Source organism: Leucobacter luti (assembly GCF_019464495.1).
In the GTDB taxonomy this organism is placed as follows: Bacteria; Actinomycetota; Actinomycetes; order Actinomycetales; family Microbacteriaceae; genus Leucobacter; species Leucobacter luti_A.
On the sequence record NZ_CP080492.1, the window covers coordinates 1,003,583 to 1,022,166 of the forward strand.

An 18,584-nucleotide genomic window follows, 5' to 3' on the forward strand; every position below is an offset into this window, starting at 1 on the left:
ATGCAGGGACTCAAAGCCTGAGTAGGAGGTCGTCTCGCGGTGAGTAACACCTGTGGGAGAAAACGCTGCGTTTAAGTGGTGTCAGATCACCGCGAGCGCCTGGCAGGGCACATGAGTAAACCCCGCCATTGGGCAGAATGGCGGGGTTTACCGTCTGAGGGCAGTACTGCGCGTGCAGTGCTGCGAGCGCGTGCTACGCGCTGAGGCGGGCGCGCAGGCCCGCGAGCTGGCTCTGCAGCGCCTCGGGGAGGCGATCGCCGAACTGAGCGAAGAACTCTTCTGTGAGGTCGGCTTCTGCGAGCCAGGACTGGGAGTCGATGGCAAACAGCTCCGCAAGATCGCTGGCGGGAACGTCGATACCTGCGAGGTTCAGTTCTCCATCGGCGGGAACCGTTCCGATCGCGGTCTCGCGCCCGGTCACATCGCCCTCAACGCGGCGAATGATCCAGTCGATGACGCGGGAGTTCTCCCCAAATCCTGGCCACAGGAAACGACCGTCAGCACCCTTCCGGAACCAGTTGACCTGGAAGATCTTCGGCGCCTTGTCGCCCAGCGTCTCCCCCATTTCGAGCCAGTGTCCCCAGTAGTCGGCCATGTTGTAGCCGCAAAACGGGAGCATCGCGAATGGATCGCGACGCAGCTCGCCGACAGTGCCCTCCTGGGCTGCTGTCTTCTCCGAAGAGATCGTTGCACCGACGAACACGCCGTGGTCCCACGACAGGGACTGCGCAACAAGGGGAACATTGGTGGCGCGACGTCCACCGAACAGAATCGCGTCGAGCGGTACGCCGTTCTGCTCGTACCAATCTTGCGCGAGCGTGGGCGTCTGCTGGATCGGCACGGTGAAGCGCGAGTTCGGGTGGGCGGCCACGCGGCCGGACTCGGGCGTCCAGTCGTTGCCCTGCCAGTCAACGAGGTGCTCGGGGACCTCATCGGTCTTCCCCTCCCACCAGACGTCGCCGTCATCGGTCAGCGCGACGTTGGTGTAGATGGTGTTGCCCCAGAGGGTCTCCATCGCGACGGGGTTCGTCGTCTCGCCGGTGCCCGGAGCTACGCCGAAGAAGCCTGCCTCGGGGTTGATCGCGTAGAGACGACCATCGGGTCCGGGGCGCAACCACGCGATATCGTCGCCGATCGTCTCGACTTTCCAGCCGGGAATCGTGGGCTGCAGCATTGCGAGGTTTGTCTTCCCGCATGCAGAAGGGAACGCCGCTGAGAGGTGGTACGCCTTGCCCGACGTGGTGTTCGTCAGCTTGAGGAGGAGCATGTGCTCAGCAAGCCAGCCCTCGTTCTTTCCCATGACGCTCGCGATGCGCAGTGCGAAGCACTTCTTCGAGAGCAGCGCGTTCCCGCCGTAGCCGGAGCCGTACGACCAGACCTCGAGGGTCTCCGGGAAGTGCGTGATGTACTTGAGATCGTTGCAGGGCCAGGCGTCACCCGCGTCGCCGTATTCAAGCGGTGCACCGACCGAGTGCACGGTGCGCACCCACTCGCCGCCGGGCAGGATGCCATCGAGCGCGGTCTGGCCCATGCGAGTCATGATCCGCATGTTGAGCACGGCATACGGGGAGTCGGTGATCTCGATCCCCAGCTGGGTGATGGCGCCACCAACGGGGCCCATCGAGAACGGCACAACGTACATCGTGCGGCCGCGCATGGAGCCCTCGAAGATCGGCATCAGCTCGGCCTTCATTTCCGCGGGGGCGACCCAGTTGTTCGTGGGGCCTGCGTCTGCTTCATCGACCGAGCAGATGAACGTGCGATCCTCCACGCGGGCCACGTCCGCCGGGTGCGAGCGAGCGAGGAAGCTGCCGGGACGGAGATCCTTGTTCAGCGGGATCAGCGTTCCAGCTTCGACCATCTCGGAGGTGATGCGGTTCCACTCGTCCTGTGAGCCGGTGCACCACACGACTGAGTCCGGCCTCGTGAGTTCCGCGACTTCGGTCACCCACTGCAGTACTTCGGGGTTCGTCGTCGTCGCGTCTGCGGATACAAGATCCGCGATCGAGAGTTCGGTCTCGATGGTCTGGTTGCTGCCCATGTCGTGCTCCTCAGGATCACTCTGGTGAAGAATCGGTGACATCTCCATTCTGGGGAACGAATTCATCCTCCATTCACCAAAACGGCCGTAAACTTTTGTCTTTTTTGCCGTATAGTCAACTTATGGCCCCGAACAGCGCTTCTCCAGCCTCAGACGTGAATTTCGACCGGCTTGTGCTCGGTAAGCGTCTCAGGCACTTCCGCACAGCTGCCGGCTTGACACTCGATCAGCTGGGCGAACGTGTCGGCGTGGTCGCAAGCCAGCTCTCCCTGATTGAGAACGGGCGCCGCGAGCCCAAACTCAGTCTGCTGCAGGCACTCGGGCGGGAACTCAGCGTCGATCCAGCCCTGTTCCTCACCGGCGAGGCTCCGGATCCGCGCAGCGCACTCGAGATTGAACTTGAGCGCGCGCAGGCGGCGCCGGGCTACCAGCGGCTTGGACTTCCCCATGTGCGCACGCCACGCACACTCGGTGACGAAGCGCTCGAATCACTCGTTGGTCTGCACCGGGAACTTGCACGCCGGTCCCGAGCCGCGGCCACCACTTCAGAGGAAGCGCGCCGTGTGAACACCGCGATTCGGCTCAAGATGCGTGAGCAAGACAACTACATCCCCGATATCGAGCTCATTGCGTCGGATCTGATGCGCCGGATCGGGCACACCGCCGGCGCTGTGACGCACCGGCAGGTGGCGATGCTCGCCGAACTCCTCGGCTTCACCCTCATGTTCGTCGACGATCTCCCCTCGAATACCCGCAGCATCACGGACCTCGAGAATGGACGCATCTATCTACCCCCCGCCTCGATTCCCGGCGGTCATGGTCTGCGCTCCCTTGCGCTGCAGGCGATGGCACACCGCGTCCTTGGCCACTCCGAACCGGCAAGTTATGCAGAATTTCTCGAACAGCGGCTCCAGATCAACTACTTCGCAGCGGCCTGCCTCATGCCAGAAGCACGCGCTGTCGACTTCCTCCAGGACGCCAAGCGCAATCGCAACCTCGCGATTGAGGACTTCCGGGACGCATTTGGGGTGACCCACGAAGCAGCCGCACATCGCTTCACGAACCTCGCGACGACCCATCTCGGTCTCCGCGTGCACCACTACCGCGCCGACGGATCCGGCACGCTGGTGCGCGGCTACGAGAACGACGAGCTCCCGTTTCCGAGCGATGACTCTGGTTCGATCGAGGGCGAGGTGCTGTGCCACAAGTGGGGCGGCCGCACGGCGTTCAACCGCACCAACCGCACGAGCGAGTTCTATCAGTTCACCGACACACCGAACGGCACGTTCTGGACGAGTGTGCAGACCGGCGATGCTGAGCTCGGCCCGTTCGCGATCGCGTGTGGCGTGGCCTTCGACGATGCGAAGTGGTTCCGCGGGCGGGATACGAGCGTGCGGAAGTCATCGACATGCCCGGATCCGGCCTGCTGCCGCACCCCAGAACCCGGAATGCTCTCACGGTGGGAGGGGAAGGCGTGGCCGAGCGCTCGCATGCACGCGCACGTGCTCTCTCCGCTCCCGGCCGGCACCTTCCCCGGCGTCGACGACACGGAGATGTACCAGTTCCTGAGCAAGCACGCGCCAGCCACCGAGTAGGGAGTGCTGGCGGGCTGACCGGGTGCGCTTCTCCGAACCCGCCACTCGCGTTCATGGGTCGATTTTCGGGGCTTCGACGGGCTGAACGCCCAAAAATCGACCCATGAAGGACGTCCTGGAGAGATCCGCGGACCTCGCCCCCCCTATCGAGGGGCCCCAGAAGGCTGCTTCTCGCACGCAGGAGCCGCCATCTGGGACCCCTGGGAGCGTGCAAGGCCCCCTAGCAATGCGCAAGGAGGCCTGGGAGTGTACAAGGAGCCCTGGGAATGTGTAAGGACCCCTCGGGACTGCGCAAAACCGGCACCGCACACACACAAATGCCCCGGAGGCCAGTGGCTTCCGGGGCATTCGTGTGTGCGGGCGAGAGCTTACTCCGCCGCAGCCTTGGGGCGCGAGGCGAACTCCTCGAAGATCGCGCGGGGCTCCTGCGTTGCCTCGATGTTGACGACGTCGCGGCCCAGGAAGAAGTGGCCAACCCAGCCGCCGAACACACGCCACTTGCGCTCCCACGTGGGGATCGCAAGGCCGTGATAGAAGCGGTGCGCGAGCCAGGCGATGTAGCCGCGCATTGCGAACTTGCCCGACTGGAACACGCCGGTGTTCATGCCCAGGCCAGCGACGGCACCCTGATTCTTGTGGTTGTACTCTGCGACGCCCTCGTTCCGCAGCGATGCCGCGATGTTCTTGGCGAGCAGGCGTCCCTGGCGCACAGCGTGCTGTGCGTTCGGAACGCAGAAGCCGCCGGGGCCGGGGGTCGCTGAGATATCGGGAGTCTGCGAGGTGTCACCCGCGGTCCACGCGCCCTCAACGACGTCGCCTTCCTCAGTGGTGATCTGCAGCGTCGGGCTGCCGATGACGTGGCCGCGGGGGCCAATCGGGAGGTCGGTGCCACGCAGGAAGGGGCGGGGCATCACGCCGGCAGTCCAGACGATGAGGTCGGACTCGAAGCTCTCGCCGGTGGACAGCTCAATCTTGCCGTCAACCGCGGAGGAGAGCTGCGTGTCGAGGTGGATATCAATGCCGCGACGAGTCTGGTCCTTGACGACCCAGTCCGCGGTCTCCTGCGAGACCTCGGGCATGATCCGGCCCATGGCCTCGACGAGGTGGAACTTGGTTTCGTCGAAAGTGATCTCCGGGTAGCGGCGCAGCAGGCTGGTCGCGAAGGAGCGCAGCTCTGAGATCGACTCGATACCAGCGAAGCCGCCGCCGACGACCGTAACGGTCAGGAGGCGAGCTCTCTCTGGGGAGCCGGCCGGAAGCGAGGCCGCCCGCTCGAAGTTGCCGACGAGGCGGTCGCGCACGGCCACAGCTTCTTCGATTGTCTTCATGCCGATCGCGTTGTCGGCGATGCCGGGGATCGGGAACGTACGGGATACGGAGCCCGTAGTGACCACGATCTGGTCGTACTCGAAGTCAAAGACCTCGCCCTCGTTCGGGGCGATGGTGACCGTCTTCGTCGCGTGCGAGATCCCGGTCACCTTGCCAGCGATATTTGCGGTGCGCTTGAGGTGACGACGACGGGCGACGACCGCGTGACGCGGCTCGATCGACCCGGCAGCAACCTCGGGAAGGAACGGCAGATACGCGAGGTACGGCAGCGGATCAACAATGGTGATCTCGGCCTCACCGGCACGGAGAAGCTTCTCGAGCTTCCATGCGGTGTAGAAGCCGGCGTAGCCACCGCCAACGATCAGAATCTTCTTCGCCACGGGGCGGTCTCCTTGGTACTTTGTGCGGGTACTGTCCTAGTCAGGACACAGCGGAACGGGCAAACTGGTGCCCTAGCACTGAGTCTAACGCGCATTCAGCGCCTTCTCAGACGCATCGACGAGGAATCAGCCAAAAACTGTGGAAAATTCGATGATCCAGGGATTTCTCGCTGCTCTCACAGTCTGAGGTTACGGCTTGAACCCGCTCCGCTCGAGCGCGAGGTCGCCAATTGGGTTGACGCCTGGGCCGGCCGCGAGTGCGTGACCGATCAGGGCGTGCAGGCACTTCACCCGCGTCGGCATACCGCCGGCACTGACGCCCGCAAGTTCGGGCACCTCTCCGACCTGGTCGCGATCAGCAATGTACTGCTCATGCGCCGCCGCGTACTGCGCTCGCATTTCTTCGTCTTCGGCGAGCATCTCGTTGAACTCGACCATCATGCCGACGGCCTCGAGCCGCGAAGCGGCCGCAACGGCGTCAGGGTGGCAGAGGTAGTAGAACGTGGGAAACGGCGAGCCATCAGGCAATCGCGGTGCAGTGGCAACCACAGTCGGGCTGCCATCTGCAGTTCGTGCCGCGATCCCGACCACGCCGCGTGCCTCGCGGCCCAGTTGCTCGCTCACGGCAAGGATGTCGGTCTCGGTCGGCTCAGTGTAGGGAGGGCGGCTCATTCGGTGGTCTCCTCGGTGCCTTCGGAGGCAGGATCTGTGGTGGGTGTGGGATCAGACGCGTCCGCGTCCGATCCTGACGCCGCGGCGTCTGCTGTTGCTGGATCGGCTTCCATCGTGCCAGCGCTGAGGAACGAACTCGCGAGCCCTCGCGCCCAGTTGTCGTTCATCCTCGATAGCTCTGCACTGGTTTCCTCATCAGACTCGACGGGCATCACGATGTCGTCAATCACATTGAGCTGGGTCTCCCCCGGCAGCACGTAGAACAGCCGGTCACGCGCTTGGGAACGCACGTACACGGGGTCTTTCCATTTCGCGCGCTCAGCGTCGATCTCGTTCACTGCTTCCTGGTGCAACCGCACGCTCTCGCGCAGCTCCGAGATCTCGCGCCGCTGCTGCACATATGTTGAGAGGCTTGGACTGACGATCACGGCCCCCGCCATCACCAGCACAACGACGAGCACGGTGAATCCGCTGAAACGCAGACTCGTGGCCCATGCCCCGAGATCTTCTGCCCAGCGTTTCACCGTGCTCGTCGTTTCCGCGCGCCGGAGCGCTTAGGCGGTGAACCGGGGGAAGGCCGCGCGGCCGGCGTACTTCGCGGCCCCGCCGAGCTCTTCTTCGATGCGGAGCAACTGGTTGTACTTCGCCACGCGCTCGCTGCGCGCGGGGGCGCCCGTCTTGATCTGCCCGCAGTCCGTCGCAACAGCGAGGTCGGCGATCGTGACGTCCTCGGTCTCACCGGAACGGTGCGAGAGGATCGCGGTGTAGCCCGCACGCTGTGCGAGCTGCACCGCGTCGAGCGTCTCGGTGAGGGTGCCGATCTGGTTCACCTTCACGAGCAGAGAATTGCCGACCCCCTGTGCGATACCGTCAGCGAGGCGCTCAGGGTTCGTCACAAAAAGGTCGTCTCCGACGAGCTGGACGCGCGCACCCAGTTCGTCGGTCAGGTGCTTCCAGCCATCCCAGTCGCTCTCGTCGAGGGGATCCTCAATCGAGACGAGGGGGTAACGGTCGAGCAGATCCGCGTAGTACGCGGTCATCTCAGCAGCGGTACGCTCCTTGCCCTCGAACGTGTAGACACCGTTCTCGCAGAACTCGGACGATGCCACGTCGAGCGCCACCGCAATATCGCGGCCAGGCTCATAGCCTGCGCGCGTGATGGCTTCGACGATCAGGTCGAGCGCCGCAGCGTTCGTGGGGAGATCCGGAGCGAAGCCACCCTCGTCGCCGAGCCCGGTTGAGAGGCCCTGCTCCTTGAGCAGCGCCTTCAGCGCGTGGTAGACCTCAACGCCCCAGCGGAGCCCCTCGGAGAACGTTTCGGCGCCGAGCGGCACCGCCATGAACTCCTGGATGTCCACACCGGTGTCTGCGTGTGCACCACCGTTAATGATGTTCATGAGCGGCACGGGCAGCGTCGAAGCGTTCGGGCCACCGAGGTAGCGGTAGAGCGGCAGCTCTGCTGCGGCGGCTGCGGCGTGTGCGACGGCAAGGCTCACGCCCAGGATCGCATTCGCTCCAACTCGCTGCTTGTTGTCAGTGCCGTCGACCTCGCGCAGCACTCCGTCGATGACGCGCTGGTCGTCAGCTGCGAATCCCTCGATCGCTGGGCCAAGATCGTCGAACACGGCGTCGACGGCCTTGGTCACCCCTTTGCCGAGGTAGCGCTCCGCGTCGCCATCGCGCAGTTCGTACGCTTCGAACGCCCCGGTCGATGCGCCCGAGGGAACGGCTGCGCGCCCCACGGAGTCGTCAGTCAGGCCGACCTCGACCTCAACGGTCGGGTTTCCGCGGGAATCAAGAATCTCGCGTGCGATCACTGCGTCGATAAATGCCACTATGCGCTCCTCGGGTGTCTGCCACTGCTGGCAATTCGGCAACCAAAACCGGCGGGATCGCCGACCCCTCACATTCTAGCGGCCACCGGATCGGAGCCGCCCCGCTGACGCTCAGGCGTTGTCAGCGAGGTACGACTCAGGCCCTTGCTCCGCGGCGGCCGGATCCATGTAAAGGAACTCGAGAATATTCCCGTCAGGATCCTCGATCGTGCGGGAGTACATGAAGCCGTAGTCTTGCGGCTCGCGCGGTTCGCGTCCACCAGCGGCAAGGCCGGCCACCAGGGTGGCGTCGACATCGTCGCGCGAGTCTCGGGACAGTGCAACGATCACCTGAGCGGATGTCGTGGGATCAGCGAGCGGCTTTTCGGTGAACTGTCCGAAGTGCTCGTGTGTGAGCACCATGAAGAAGACCTGTTCATCCCACACGACGCACGCGGCGTTCTCGTCGGTGAACAGCGGGTTGATCTCACAGCCGAGGGCAGTGTAGAACGCCTTCGAACGATCAAGATCGGTGGTGGTGAGGTTGACGAAAATCTGAGTGCTCATGGTGGTACTCCCATCCAGCCGCGCGGTGCGGCTCTGCGGATAGATTCCCACCGCTCCGTTCACGGGTCAAGCAAAAACTTCGAGCACCCCGCCAGCCGCGGGAAGCCGCCTCGCACGATCCCCCGCCCCGCACGCTCCCCCGCCCCACGGGTCTCGGCTGCGTGCTTCGCGTGCATCGAAGTCACCAGCCGGAACTGCGTGAGGTGGGGCGGGTGGGCGCGTCGTGGTGTTAGCCTGCGAGCGGGCGGAGCTCGAGTTCGTCCACCGAGGTGATGCCGTGGCGCACGTTCGCGATACTCGTGAAGCCCTCGGCCGCGATGCGGGCGAGCAGCGTCTTCATGTTCTTCTGCCGCCTCTCGAGCCGCACACGGTGCCCGCGCGCCACCAGCTCGCGCTTGAGCGCGACAAGCTGCGGATATTCGACGTCCTGGTCGAATACCAGCGCGACTGCTTCGGCGCCCGTGGACTGCGGGAGCGAGATCAGATCAACCACGCGCTCGAAACCGATCGAGAAGCCGACGGCCGGCACGTCCTGACCGAGGAATCGACCCACCATCCCGTCGTAGCGGCCGCCGCCCCCGACAGAGCTGCCGGATCCCGGGTGTGCGATCTCGAAGATGGTGCCGGTGTAGTAGCCCATGCCGCGCACAAGCGTCGGATCGAAGCGCACGGTGACTCCCTCCGGCAGCATGCCTTCGAGCGCAGCCCCCAGTACGGACAGGTTCGTCGCGCCTTCCTCCGCAGCTCCCACTGGCAACACAGCGGCGATGCGTTCGCCGGTGAGCGGGATCCCATCGCCCGAGATCGCGGGCTCCACTGCGGCGAGCACCTCGCCGAGACTGTCGGCCGCGGCGGCGTCGATCTCGCGCAGCTCGGCCACAACGCCCTCGGCACCGATCTTGTCGAGCTTGTCGATCGTGATCAGCGCGCGCTCGTGCGTGTCGGCGGCAAAGCCGCAGTGCGCGAGCAACCCAAACAGGATCCTGCGGTCGTTGACGCGGATCACACAGCCTTCGAGGCCAAGCTCTGCGAGCGTCTGCGAGGTCGCCGCGATCAACTCAATCTCCGCGAGGATGCCCGGCTCCCCAATCACATCGATGTCAGCCTGCACGAATTGGCGGTAGCGCCCCTTCTGGGGGCGCTCAGCACGCCAGACCGGAGCAATCTGCAGCGAGCGGAACACGGGAGGGAGCTCGGCGCGGTGCGAGGCGTAGAACCGGGTGAGCGGTACCGTGAGGTCGAAGCGCAGCCCGAGGTCGGCGAGCTGCTCAACATCTCCAACCTCAGCTGCTGCGGCGAGCGCCTCAGGCGTGATCCCACGCTTCAGGATCGAAAAGGACAGTTTCTCGTTGTCGCCTCCGAGGCCAGCGTGCAGCCGCGCGTAGTCCTCGACCACTGGCGTCTCGATCTCGTCGAAGCCGTTTGCACGGTAAACGCTCTTGATGATTCCGAGCGCGTGCTCGCGACGTGCCTTGTCTGCTGGCAGGAAATCGCGCATGCCGCGCGGCGGGTTCACGGGGTTGGCCATAGTCAGCCATTCTTCCACCTCAGCGAGGTCGCGCACACCTTGATCTACGATCGCGGTACAAGTTGTGCTAATCTCGCACCACAAGTTGCGAACGAAGGGAACCACCGTGGATCCGCTGAACTGGCTCATTTCCACCCTGCGCACGGCCAAAGACCTCTTCCCGATCGAGATCGCGCTCACCCTCGGCGTCGTGTTTTTTGCGCTCTCCTGGGTGGTGCGCCGGCCACTCGTTACCCTCCCCACCGGTGGCGGGCGGGCGAGCGTGCTCACCTGGCTCGGGATCTTCGGCGCGCTCGCGATCCTCGCCGTCGCGACCCTCACGAACTGGCTCGCATACCGCTTCCCGTTCGAGACCACCGGCTTCGACGGCTGGTTGCGCAGGCCCGCACCACTGCTCGCAGCATCACTCATCATCGGGATCGGAGCCTCTGTGCTGTGGCGCGAACCGCTCCCTGCACCGGGCGAGCGCGCCCTCGCACCCCGCCGCAAGTGGTGGGCATTCACTCCGCCACTGCCATCGTGGATCACGGCCGGTGCCGCAGCCGCGCTCGTGGCGACGACCGGCTGGCACACGCTGATTGGAGTGTCGGCCCCTGCCGATGCGAATCGCTTCGGCAACGTCCCCGAGCAGACGGACCTTCCCGTGTACTTCGAGATGCTGGGCGGATCAGGCTATGTGGCCGGTGCCGGCTGGCCCAATCATCTCGCCACGTTGATCGCCGTCGCCCTTGCCGCGGTTGTGCTGGTACTCGCCCTCGCACAGGACTCACACCGGCCAGTCTCGGCGCGAATCACCGCGGCAGACACGCGCAGCGAGCGCACGGCTACGGCCCGCGTGATGGTGTTCCTTATCCTTGGCGCGCTGCTGCTCACACTCGGGGCTGTGTGGGCGTACGTCGGGTTCGCAGGAGACCGCAGCGTTGGCTCCGATTTCCTGACTGATTCGCAGGGCATCGACAGTGATTCAACCGCTGAGACACCGGTGTATTTCCTTGGCTCGAACTACCAGGCCTTCGCCGGTCTGATGCACAAGAGCGGCTTCGTGCTGCAGGGCATCGGCGCCGCGATCCTGCTCCGTCTCGCCACGGACACGGTCCGCGCAGCGCTCGCCAGGACCCGCGCCGCCAAGGGACCAGGAACCTCAAAACCTCCGAGCGTCGCCCAGCGCGCGGACGCCACAACTGAACTGACACGATGAATACCGTGTCCAGCGAGTCTGCCCACCCCCGTACTGCCGATGAGATCGTCGAGCTCTATCGGGGCGCAATCAGCTCCGGCCAGCTTGGAGACGGCGAACGGCTCCCCACGGTGCGGCAGACTGCGCGCGATTTCGACGTGGCGCAGGCCACCGCGGCGAAGGCCTACCGCGTGCTCGAGCAGGATGGCCTGGTCGTCACACGTACCGCGGCGGGCACCCGCGTTGCCCCTGGCGCCTCGCGCGCCCCGCAACCAGTCGTGGAACGAGCACGAGCATTTGCTGAGGCGGCACAGGCCGCCGGCGTCAGCGTCGATGACGCCGTCGCAGTCGTACGAGCGCTCTGGGGCGGCCCGAGCGCGTAGCGGCGCCTGATTCGGCCGCCACCGGGTCGCCCGCCCTCTACGGTGCCACCCGATACCCACTGCGGATCGCGATGCGGTTCCATGCGCCCATCACAATCGCCAGCCACGTGATCGCGGAGACTTGCTCTGGCGTCAGCGATCCGTTCTCCCACTCGCTGCGCTCGGGCACTGACAGCCGCGTCACTTCCTCAGCCAACCCGAGCGCCGCTTTCTCCTGTTCGGAGAAGTACTGCGACTCCCACCAGGCCGGCAGCACTGCGAGCCGGTCGACGGTCTCCCCCAGTTCGACGGCATCTCGCGTATGCAGGCGACAGCAGTATGCGCAACCATTCAGCTGCGAAACCCGGAGCTTGACGAGTTCCACGAGCTTCGGATCGACACCCGCCGCAGCCGCCGCAGCCTCGGCCGCCTGGCTCAAGGCGGCAGTCTGCTGGTACACATCGGGGTGCTGTTTCGAGATGTTGATCCGTGACACGTCGAGCTCCGTTCATCGATTCCGAGGGCGGACATCCCGTGCAGGGCCACGCCCCGTAGCTCCCCCATTCTCCCAGCCCTCGACCCGCCGGACAAGGACACACCGCTGGGACACGGCCCCCGTTCACGTGCCGCGCCCCAGCCGATCAGTGCGCATCCCGCAGTGCGTCAGTTCGAAGCCCAGGCGGATCAGTGCCCTGAGGTCATGCGCTAGTGGTTCACCGGCGGTTCAGCGCCATAGCCGGTGAGCGCACGCACCTCCATTTCGGCGGCCAGTCTTTTCGATTCGCGGCCGGGGTCGGTCACAGAACCAAGCCATCCGAGGAAGAAGCCGAGCGGGATTGACACAATACCGGGGTTCTTCAGCGGGAAGATTGCAAAGTCGATACCGGCGCCCAGCATCGAGGTCTCATCCCCCGATACGACAGGTGACAACGCGATCAGCAGCACGGCCGCGAGCAGACCACCCACCATCGACCACACGGCGCCACGCGTCGTGAACTTCTTCCAGAACAGCGAGTACAGAATCGTCGGCAGGTTCGCCGACGCCGCGACCGCGAAAGCGAGCGCGACCAGGAACGCCACGTTCTGCCCCTGTACGCCGATGCCGCCGAGGATCGCGGCCGCACCGATCACGAGTGTGGTGATTTTGGCGACCCGCACCTCTTGTTTGGCGGATGCCGTCCCCTTCTTGATCACACTGTTATAGATGTCGTGCGCAAACGACGCCGATGCAGTGATTGTGAGACCGGCAACCACCGCAAGGATCGTGGCGAACGCGACGGCGGAAATGAAGCCGAGCAGCAGCGGTCCTCCGAGTTCAGCCGCGAGCAGCGGTGCCGCCGAGTTTTGCCCTCCTGGCGAGTTCACGATCGTCTCCGGGCCAACGAGCGCCGCGGCACCGTAGCCGAGCACGAGCGTAAAGAGGTAGAAGATCCCGATCAGCCAGATTGCCCACACCACTGAGCGGCGCGCTTCTTTCGCGGTCGGCACCGTGTAAAACCGCATCAGCACGTGCGGGAGGCCCGCGGTGCCGAGCACGAGCGCCAGCGCCAGCGATACAAAGTCAAGCGGGTTTGCCCCGTACTGGAGGCCAGGAGAGAGGATCGCGTCTCCGTTCACGTTTTCCGGGTTGTTCACCGCGGCGTCGAGCACGGCCCCGAAATTGAAGCCGTTGAGCGCGAGCACCCACACCGTCATCACGCCGGCACCCGCGATCAGTAGCACGGCCTTGATGATCTGGACCCACGTCGTACCCTTCATCCCACCAATGAGTACGTACATGATCATGACGACACCGACCACGGCGATCACGAGCGACTGACCGAGACCATCGTCGACGCCCAGCAGCAGCGACACGAGTCCCCCAGCTCCCGCCATTTGCGCAAGGAGATAGAAGAAGGACACGGCGAGCGTAGTGAGCGCAGCGGCCATACGCACCGGGCGCTGACGAAGCCGGAACGACAGGACGTCCGCCATCGTGAACTTCGCAGTATTCCGCATCAGCTCAGCAACGAGCAGCAGCGCAACGAGCCAGGCCACGAGGAACCCGATCGAATAGAGGAACCCGTCGTACCCATAGATCGCGATCGCACCGCAAATACCGAGGAATGATGCGGCCGAGAGGTAGTCACCCGCAATAGCCACGCCGTTCTGGCGGCCCGTGAACGAGCGACCGCCGGCGTAGAAATCGGCCGCGCTCCGGTTGTTTCGACTCGCGCGGATCACAATCACCATCGTGACCGCAACGAATGCGAGAAAGATCGAGATGTTGAGCACGGGGTTTTGCTCAGCGCTCGGTTGCGTCACAAACGACGTGGTGAGATTCATCGTGGGTCTCCTGTCGTCGGGGGCTCGTGCGAGGCCCCAGCCGCTGCTATGGCTTCGAGCTCGGCACGCAGCGCGGTCGATGCGGGGTCAAGCCGCTTGTTGGCGAAAGACACGTACCACATCGTGATCCCAAACGTCGTGACGAACTGGGCGAGGCCGAGCCACAGCCCAACGTTCATCCCGAGAAACGGGGTTGCCATGAAGCCATGGTTGTATGCAGCGAGCAGCACAAATGCGAGAAACCACACGATGAACGCAATTGCGATCGGAAACACGAAGCGTCGAAATCGGTGTTTGAACTCCTGGAATTCAGGGTGCGCCTGGAACGCGACGTAGTCGATCGGGGTGTCGCTGCGCGGTTCGGCGCCGTCGTCGACATCAGGGGGTACAGCAGCATTCATGGGGCCTCCTTGCCACACGGTCGGATAGACAACTGGAACATCAGGAACCAACAGGGGGAGCTCACGCGCCTAGCGCGGCAGCGTGACCGCCCGAGTGGGCGGCGCCGAAACCGTCTGTGCGAGCGCGGCGATGAACTCGTCGATCACCCCGGAATCTTCGATCGTCGCGGGCACGGTGTAGGCCTCGCCGTCGACGATCTGGCGCATGGTCTTGCGGAGAATCTTGCCGGATCTCGTCTTCGGGAGCCGGTTCACGACCGTCACGTCACGAAACGAGGCGACCGGGCCGACGCGGTCGCGGATCAGCGCAATCAGCGCGGCGGCGAGCTCCTCATTCGGGATCCGCGTGCCGCGCGACACAGTGACGAAGCCGGCGGCGCGCTGCCCTTTGAGCGGGTCGTGAATCCCAATCACCGCACACTCGGCGACGGCTGGGTGCTGCGTGAGCACCTCCTCGAGCGAGCCGGTCGAGAGGCGGTGACCCGCGACGTTGATCACGTCGTCAGTGCGTCCCATCACGAAGAGATGCCCGTCCTCGTCAAAGTGTCCAGCGTCGCCGCTCGCGTAATACCCAGGAAACGCTGCGAGATAGGAGTCGAGAAACCGTTGGCGGCTCCCCCAGATCTCGAGCATTCCACCGGGAGGCAGCGGGAGCTTGATCGCGATATTGCCCTCGACGTCCGGTGCGGTGATGTCCACACCGGCCGAGTCAACGATCCGAACGTCGAAGCCCGGCATTGGCACGGTAGTCGACCCTGCTTTCACCGTCAGCTCCTCAATGCCGAGCGGGTTCGCGCAGATAGGCCATCCGGTCTCGGTCTGCCACCAGTGATCCACCACCGGCACCCCGATCCCGTCGCGCACCCAGTGCCAGGTCTCAGGATCCATCCGTTCACCAGCCAGATAGATCGCGCGAAGCCGGGAGAGGTCGTACTTCTCACGCTCACGCAGTTCAGGATCCTCGCGCCGGATCGCGCGCAGCGCGGTCGGGGCGGTGGACAGGATCTTTGCGCCAGTTTCAGCGAGTACGCGCCAGAACGAACCTGGGTCCGGGGTCCCCACTGGCTTTCCCTCGTACAGCACCGTCGTGCCGCCAGCGAGCAGCGGACCGTACACGATGAAGGAATGGCCCACCACCCAGCCGACGTCCGAAGCGGTGAAGATGGTGTCGCCGGGGCCGAAGTCGTATATTCCGCGCATGACCCATGACAGCGCAACCGCGTATCCGCCGCTATCGCGCACGATTCCCTTCGGGCTCCCGGTCGTGCCCGAGGTATAGAGGATGTAGAGCGGGTCGTTGGCGTGCACGGGGACGGGATCGGCAGGCGTTGCCGCGGCGACGATCGTGTCCCAGTCATACCAGGTGGCGCCCGCGCCCGCGCTCCCGGTGAAGTCAGCGGCGGTCCCCGGCACGTGCGCACGGTCGGCCACAACCACTGCGCTCACGCCGGAGGATTCTGCGCCGCAGATCTCAAGCGCGCGGTGCACGAGCGGAAGATATGGCACCTGGCGACCGGGTTCGAGCCCGCCAGAGGATGTCACGATCACCCGCGGCTTCGCGTCATCGATGCGGGCTGCAAGTTCGTTTGCTGCGAAACCGCCGAACACCACGGAGTGGATCGCTCCAAGCCGTGCACACGCCAGCATCGCAATGACCGCCTCAGGGGTCATTGGGCAGTACACGAGCACCCGATCCCCCTTCTCGACGCCCAGATCGCGGAGGGCTCCTGCGAAGACAGCGACACGATCCCGCAGCTCCGTGTAGCTCACCCGCTCCTGCGTCCCCGTCATTGCAGAATCCGCGATGAGGGCGATGGCGTCGCCACGTCCGGCATCGACGTGCCGATCGAGCGCGTTGGCCGACACGTTCAGCGTGCCGTCTGGGAACCAGCGCCACTCGGTCTCGCTCGGGTGAGAGAGGGCAGTCGCCGGGGGCGTTATCCAGTTGATGTACTCAGATTCACTGAGCCAGAACTCAGCTGGATCACTCTGGCTGCGTTCCCACACCTCTTGATAACTCGTGTATTGAGTTTTCGAATTGCTTGCAGTCACGATAATTCTCCTGTGCAATCTTTCGACACAAATCGCCTCGTTGCGATGTGCTTCCCCGATGCTAGGGAGCGGGTTACGATTGAAATACCCCCGAAAGTTGGTAGCTCCGATGACGCAACTGCCCCAGACTCACGTCAGCACCCTGCTCGATGATGCGGTTGCTGAGTTTGCCCGCGTCACCTCATTCCCGCTCGCATTCGGCGGCTTCGAAGCGGACGACATCACCACGGTCAGCTCGGTTTCCGGCAACCGGACCCGAAGCCTGTTCGGCTTGCGGGTGCACCGCATGCGAGGGCTCGGTGGCCGCGCAATGAACGAGGCACGGCCACGGTTGACTCCCGATTACACGCGATCACAGCTCATCACACACGACTACGATTCAGAGATCTGCGCCGAGGATATTGTGACCCTGCTGGCGATGCCGGTGATCGTCGACGGCAGGGTGCGTGCGGTGCTCTACGGCGGCAATCGTTCCGACTCGCGCCTTCGCCCGGCCTTTCTGCGAGCCGGGGTTGCCGTAGCCCGTGAACTCGCCCACGAAATCCGCATCGAAGACGAGGTCGAGCGGCGGCTCGCGGCACGCGAGGCCGAATTGACTGCCGTCGCGGCCACGGCTCCCGAGCGTGCGGCGATCACTGAGATCCCCAGCGATCTCCTTGAGGAACTGCGGGTGGGCCACGCCGAGCTTCGCACACTCACCGCTGAGGTGTCAGACCCTGCTGTGCGTGGCCGCCTCACCGAGCTCGGGAAGCGGCTCGCCAGAATGGGCACGCCGGCGGCCACCGAGACCGCGCAGGTGCATCTCTCCCGGCGCGAGATCGATGTGCTCTCCCTCGTCGCGCGTGGAAACACGAATGCCGAGATCGGGCAGGCGCTGCAACTCACCGAGAGCACGGTGAAAAGCTATGTGAAGACAGGGATGAGCAAGCTCGAAGCCTCCACCCGGCACGCTGCCGTTGCGACGGCACGCAGACTCGGTGTGATTCCGTAGCGTGTCCCCGCCGGTCCAGGCCGGCAGTGGAGCCCGCTGAGGCTGGCTACGACCGGGCGCGGGATGCGGCTGACAAGGAGGCCAGGCGCTCAGTACACGCGACTGGTGGCCCCTCCGGACAGCACGCGACGGCTGCGACTGCGCCGCACAAAGAGACTCACGGCGCAGATCAGATAGGCAAACCCGACAACCACAAGCACCAGGCCACCGATCTCGGCAGCGGCCCCGACGTGCGCGGGGCCCACTGCGGTGGCGCTCCCCAAGGAGTCACTCGCGGAAGACGCGACGAGGCTGGTCAGATCCATTCGTTCCCCCTCCTGTGGCAATCGGATGAGCGCAGCGCGCCGAGTGCGCGAGACGCGAGCGCGGGTGCCGAGAACACTCAAGCACGCTGCCCAGCTCCGCAGGAACGGGCTCGCGCAAAATCAAATATATCGCGCAAAACTCTCGAATGTCAAGATGCTGAAACATCAGTTGGATCGAGAGCTCTCCGCTCGCACGAGGTCTCTGCTGCGTCAGTCCTCGCCGTGCATCACGCGCGCAGAGAGTCGCTCAACAGCGAGCCGGAGTGCCCGATCTGGATCAACCCCCGCCGAGTTTGCGCGCATGACGAGTGCCAGGAGTCCGTCACCGACTCCCACTTCGGCGAGATGTTGCTCATCGGGCCCAATCGCCGCGGCGAGTGGATCCTCGTGTGTCCCCTCCCCTGCTCCGGGATTGACGAGGCCTGCCCGTTTCAGCCGCTCAACCACCTTTGCGGAGCGCGCCAGCGTCGGCATCCCAGCGGGGATCCCGTCAAGCGCACCGCGCGAACCCCGGGCTTCGCCTGCGGCGTCCTCTTTAAGGCGCTCCCATTCGGCATGGAGCTCTTCAACGCTCATGTATCCGCGGTCTCCGAAAACGTGCGGGTGGCGGGCGATCAGTTTCTGATTGAGCTGCTCGGCAACCTCGGCAAGGTCATATCCCTCACCATCCCGTTCGGCAATCGCCGCGTGAAACAGCACTTGGTAGAGCACATCGCCGAGTTCCGAGCGCACGTCATCTGCCGGGAGCTCTCGCTCGATCGCGTCCACAAACTCCGCCGATTCTTCGATCAAAAAGGGGACCAGCGAGGCGTGCGTTTGCGCTTCGTGCCAAGCACAGCCACCGGCCGAGACCATCGTCTTGACCGTCTGCGCAGCCCGTGCAACTGCCGCGGCTGCGGCCTCAAGGCCGTCCGCAGTTTCGGGGGTGTCCGTGTGGATGTCGGCCTCAATGCTCGCGCTTTCCATACATCAACAGTACTCACCCGGCCTGGACAAGCCCGGGGTTCGGGAGCGTGCCCCCGCAGTTCGTGGCGGGACAACCCGG

The 18,584-nt window shown here is 64.7% G+C and carries 17 protein-coding genes; 4 read left to right on the top strand and 13 right to left on the bottom strand.

Annotated features, from left to right (window positions below):
- Positions 1-193 precede the first annotated feature (193 nt).
- Positions 194-2,041, bottom strand: a complete 1,848-nt coding sequence (locus tag K1X41_RS04575) for a phosphoenolpyruvate carboxykinase (GTP) (protein ID WP_220175776.1) — start codon at positions 2,039-2,041, stop codon at positions 194-196.
- Positions 2,042-2,163: 122 nt separating this feature from the next.
- Between K1X41_RS04575 and K1X41_RS04580 the strand changes: the two genes are divergently transcribed.
- The gene (locus tag K1X41_RS04580) at positions 2,164-3,636 is read left to right on the top strand and encodes a helix-turn-helix transcriptional regulator (protein WP_133616052.1); all 1,473 of its coding nucleotides are present in this window, start codon (positions 2,164-2,166) and stop codon (positions 3,634-3,636) included.
- A gap of 368 nt (positions 3,637-4,004) precedes the next feature.
- Here the strand turns inward: K1X41_RS04580 and K1X41_RS04585 are convergent, their stop codons facing one another.
- From K1X41_RS04585 to hisS, 6 genes are all read right to left on the bottom strand, one after another.
- Positions 4,005-5,345: an NAD(P)/FAD-dependent oxidoreductase gene (locus K1X41_RS04585; RefSeq protein ID WP_133616050.1), complete on the bottom strand. Its 1,341-nt coding sequence runs from the start codon at positions 5,343-5,345 to the stop codon at positions 4,005-4,007.
- 189 nt (positions 5,346-5,534) lie between these two features.
- Positions 5,535-6,017, bottom strand: a complete 483-nt coding sequence (locus K1X41_RS04590) for a DUF501 domain-containing protein (RefSeq protein ID WP_220175417.1) — start codon at positions 6,015-6,017, stop codon at positions 5,535-5,537.
- Complete coding sequence (locus K1X41_RS04595) at positions 6,014-6,541, bottom strand: FtsB family cell division protein (RefSeq protein ID WP_132204655.1); 528 nt, start codon at positions 6,539-6,541, stop codon at positions 6,014-6,016. The genes K1X41_RS04590 and K1X41_RS04595 overlap by 4 nt, the downstream gene beginning before the upstream one ends.
- 30 nt (positions 6,542-6,571) lie before the next feature.
- Positions 6,572-7,852 carry a phosphopyruvate hydratase gene (gene eno, locus K1X41_RS04600; RefSeq protein WP_132204653.1) on the bottom strand — a complete coding sequence of 427 codons (1,281 nt, stop codon included), beginning with the start codon at positions 7,850-7,852 and terminating at the stop codon, positions 6,572-6,574.
- 111 nt (positions 7,853-7,963) lie between these two features.
- Complete coding sequence (locus K1X41_RS04605) at positions 7,964-8,398, bottom strand: VOC family protein (RefSeq protein WP_133616048.1); 435 nt, start codon at positions 8,396-8,398, stop codon at positions 7,964-7,966.
- A 229-nt stretch (positions 8,399-8,627) separates the two neighbouring features.
- Positions 8,628-9,926: a histidine--tRNA ligase gene (hisS, locus tag K1X41_RS04610; RefSeq protein ID WP_220175418.1), complete on the bottom strand. Its 1,299-nt coding sequence runs from the start codon at positions 9,924-9,926 to the stop codon at positions 8,628-8,630.
- A 106-nt stretch (positions 9,927-10,032) separates the two neighbouring features.
- Between hisS and K1X41_RS04615 the strand changes: the two genes are divergently transcribed.
- Together K1X41_RS04615 and K1X41_RS04620 are read left to right on the top strand one after the other, a co-directional pair.
- Complete coding sequence (locus K1X41_RS04615; protein ID WP_220175419.1) at positions 10,033-11,124, top strand: hypothetical protein; 1,092 nt, start codon at positions 10,033-10,035, stop codon at positions 11,122-11,124.
- Entirely contained in the window at positions 11,121-11,486 is a 366-nt protein-coding gene (locus tag K1X41_RS04620) for a GntR family transcriptional regulator (RefSeq protein ID WP_220175420.1), read from the top strand. The genes K1X41_RS04615 and K1X41_RS04620 overlap by 4 nt, the downstream gene beginning before the upstream one ends.
- A gap of 37 nt (positions 11,487-11,523) precedes the next feature.
- Here K1X41_RS04620 and K1X41_RS04625 read toward each other — a convergent pair whose 3' ends face one another.
- From K1X41_RS04625 to K1X41_RS04640, 4 genes are all read right to left on the bottom strand, one after another.
- Positions 11,524-11,961, bottom strand: a complete 438-nt coding sequence (locus tag K1X41_RS04625; protein WP_133616042.1) for a carboxymuconolactone decarboxylase family protein — start codon at positions 11,959-11,961, stop codon at positions 11,524-11,526.
- A 209-nt stretch (positions 11,962-12,170) separates the two neighbouring features.
- A complete protein-coding gene (locus K1X41_RS04630; RefSeq protein ID WP_220175421.1) occupies positions 12,171-13,790 on the bottom strand; it encodes a solute symporter family protein in 1,620 nt (539 codons plus the stop codon).
- Positions 13,787-14,191: a DUF485 domain-containing protein gene (locus K1X41_RS04635; protein WP_220175422.1), complete on the bottom strand. Its 405-nt coding sequence runs from the start codon at positions 14,189-14,191 to the stop codon at positions 13,787-13,789. Before K1X41_RS04635 ends, K1X41_RS04630 begins: the two co-directional genes overlap by 4 nt.
- A gap of 69 nt (positions 14,192-14,260) precedes the next feature.
- Complete coding sequence (locus K1X41_RS04640) at positions 14,261-16,243, bottom strand: AMP-binding protein (RefSeq protein WP_220175423.1); 1,983 nt, start codon at positions 16,241-16,243, stop codon at positions 14,261-14,263.
- A 109-nt stretch (positions 16,244-16,352) separates the two neighbouring features.
- On the opposite strand from K1X41_RS04640, the gene K1X41_RS04645 reads away from it, so the two are divergent.
- Positions 16,353-17,234 carry a LuxR C-terminal-related transcriptional regulator gene (locus K1X41_RS04645; RefSeq protein ID WP_132204637.1) on the top strand — a complete coding sequence of 294 codons (882 nt, stop codon included), beginning with the start codon at positions 16,353-16,355 and terminating at the stop codon, positions 17,232-17,234.
- 89 nt (positions 17,235-17,323) lie between these two features.
- On the opposite strand, the gene K1X41_RS04650 is transcribed toward K1X41_RS04645, so the two are convergent.
- Positions 17,324-17,539 carry a hypothetical protein gene (locus tag K1X41_RS04650; RefSeq protein ID WP_133616034.1) on the bottom strand — a complete coding sequence of 72 codons (216 nt, stop codon included), beginning with the start codon at positions 17,537-17,539 and terminating at the stop codon, positions 17,324-17,326.
- Positions 17,540-17,749: 210 nt separating this feature from the next.
- Positions 17,750-18,505: a MazG nucleotide pyrophosphohydrolase domain-containing protein gene (locus K1X41_RS04655; RefSeq protein ID WP_220175424.1), complete on the bottom strand. Its 756-nt coding sequence runs from the start codon at positions 18,503-18,505 to the stop codon at positions 17,750-17,752.
- Positions 18,506-18,584: the final 79 nt, after the last annotated feature.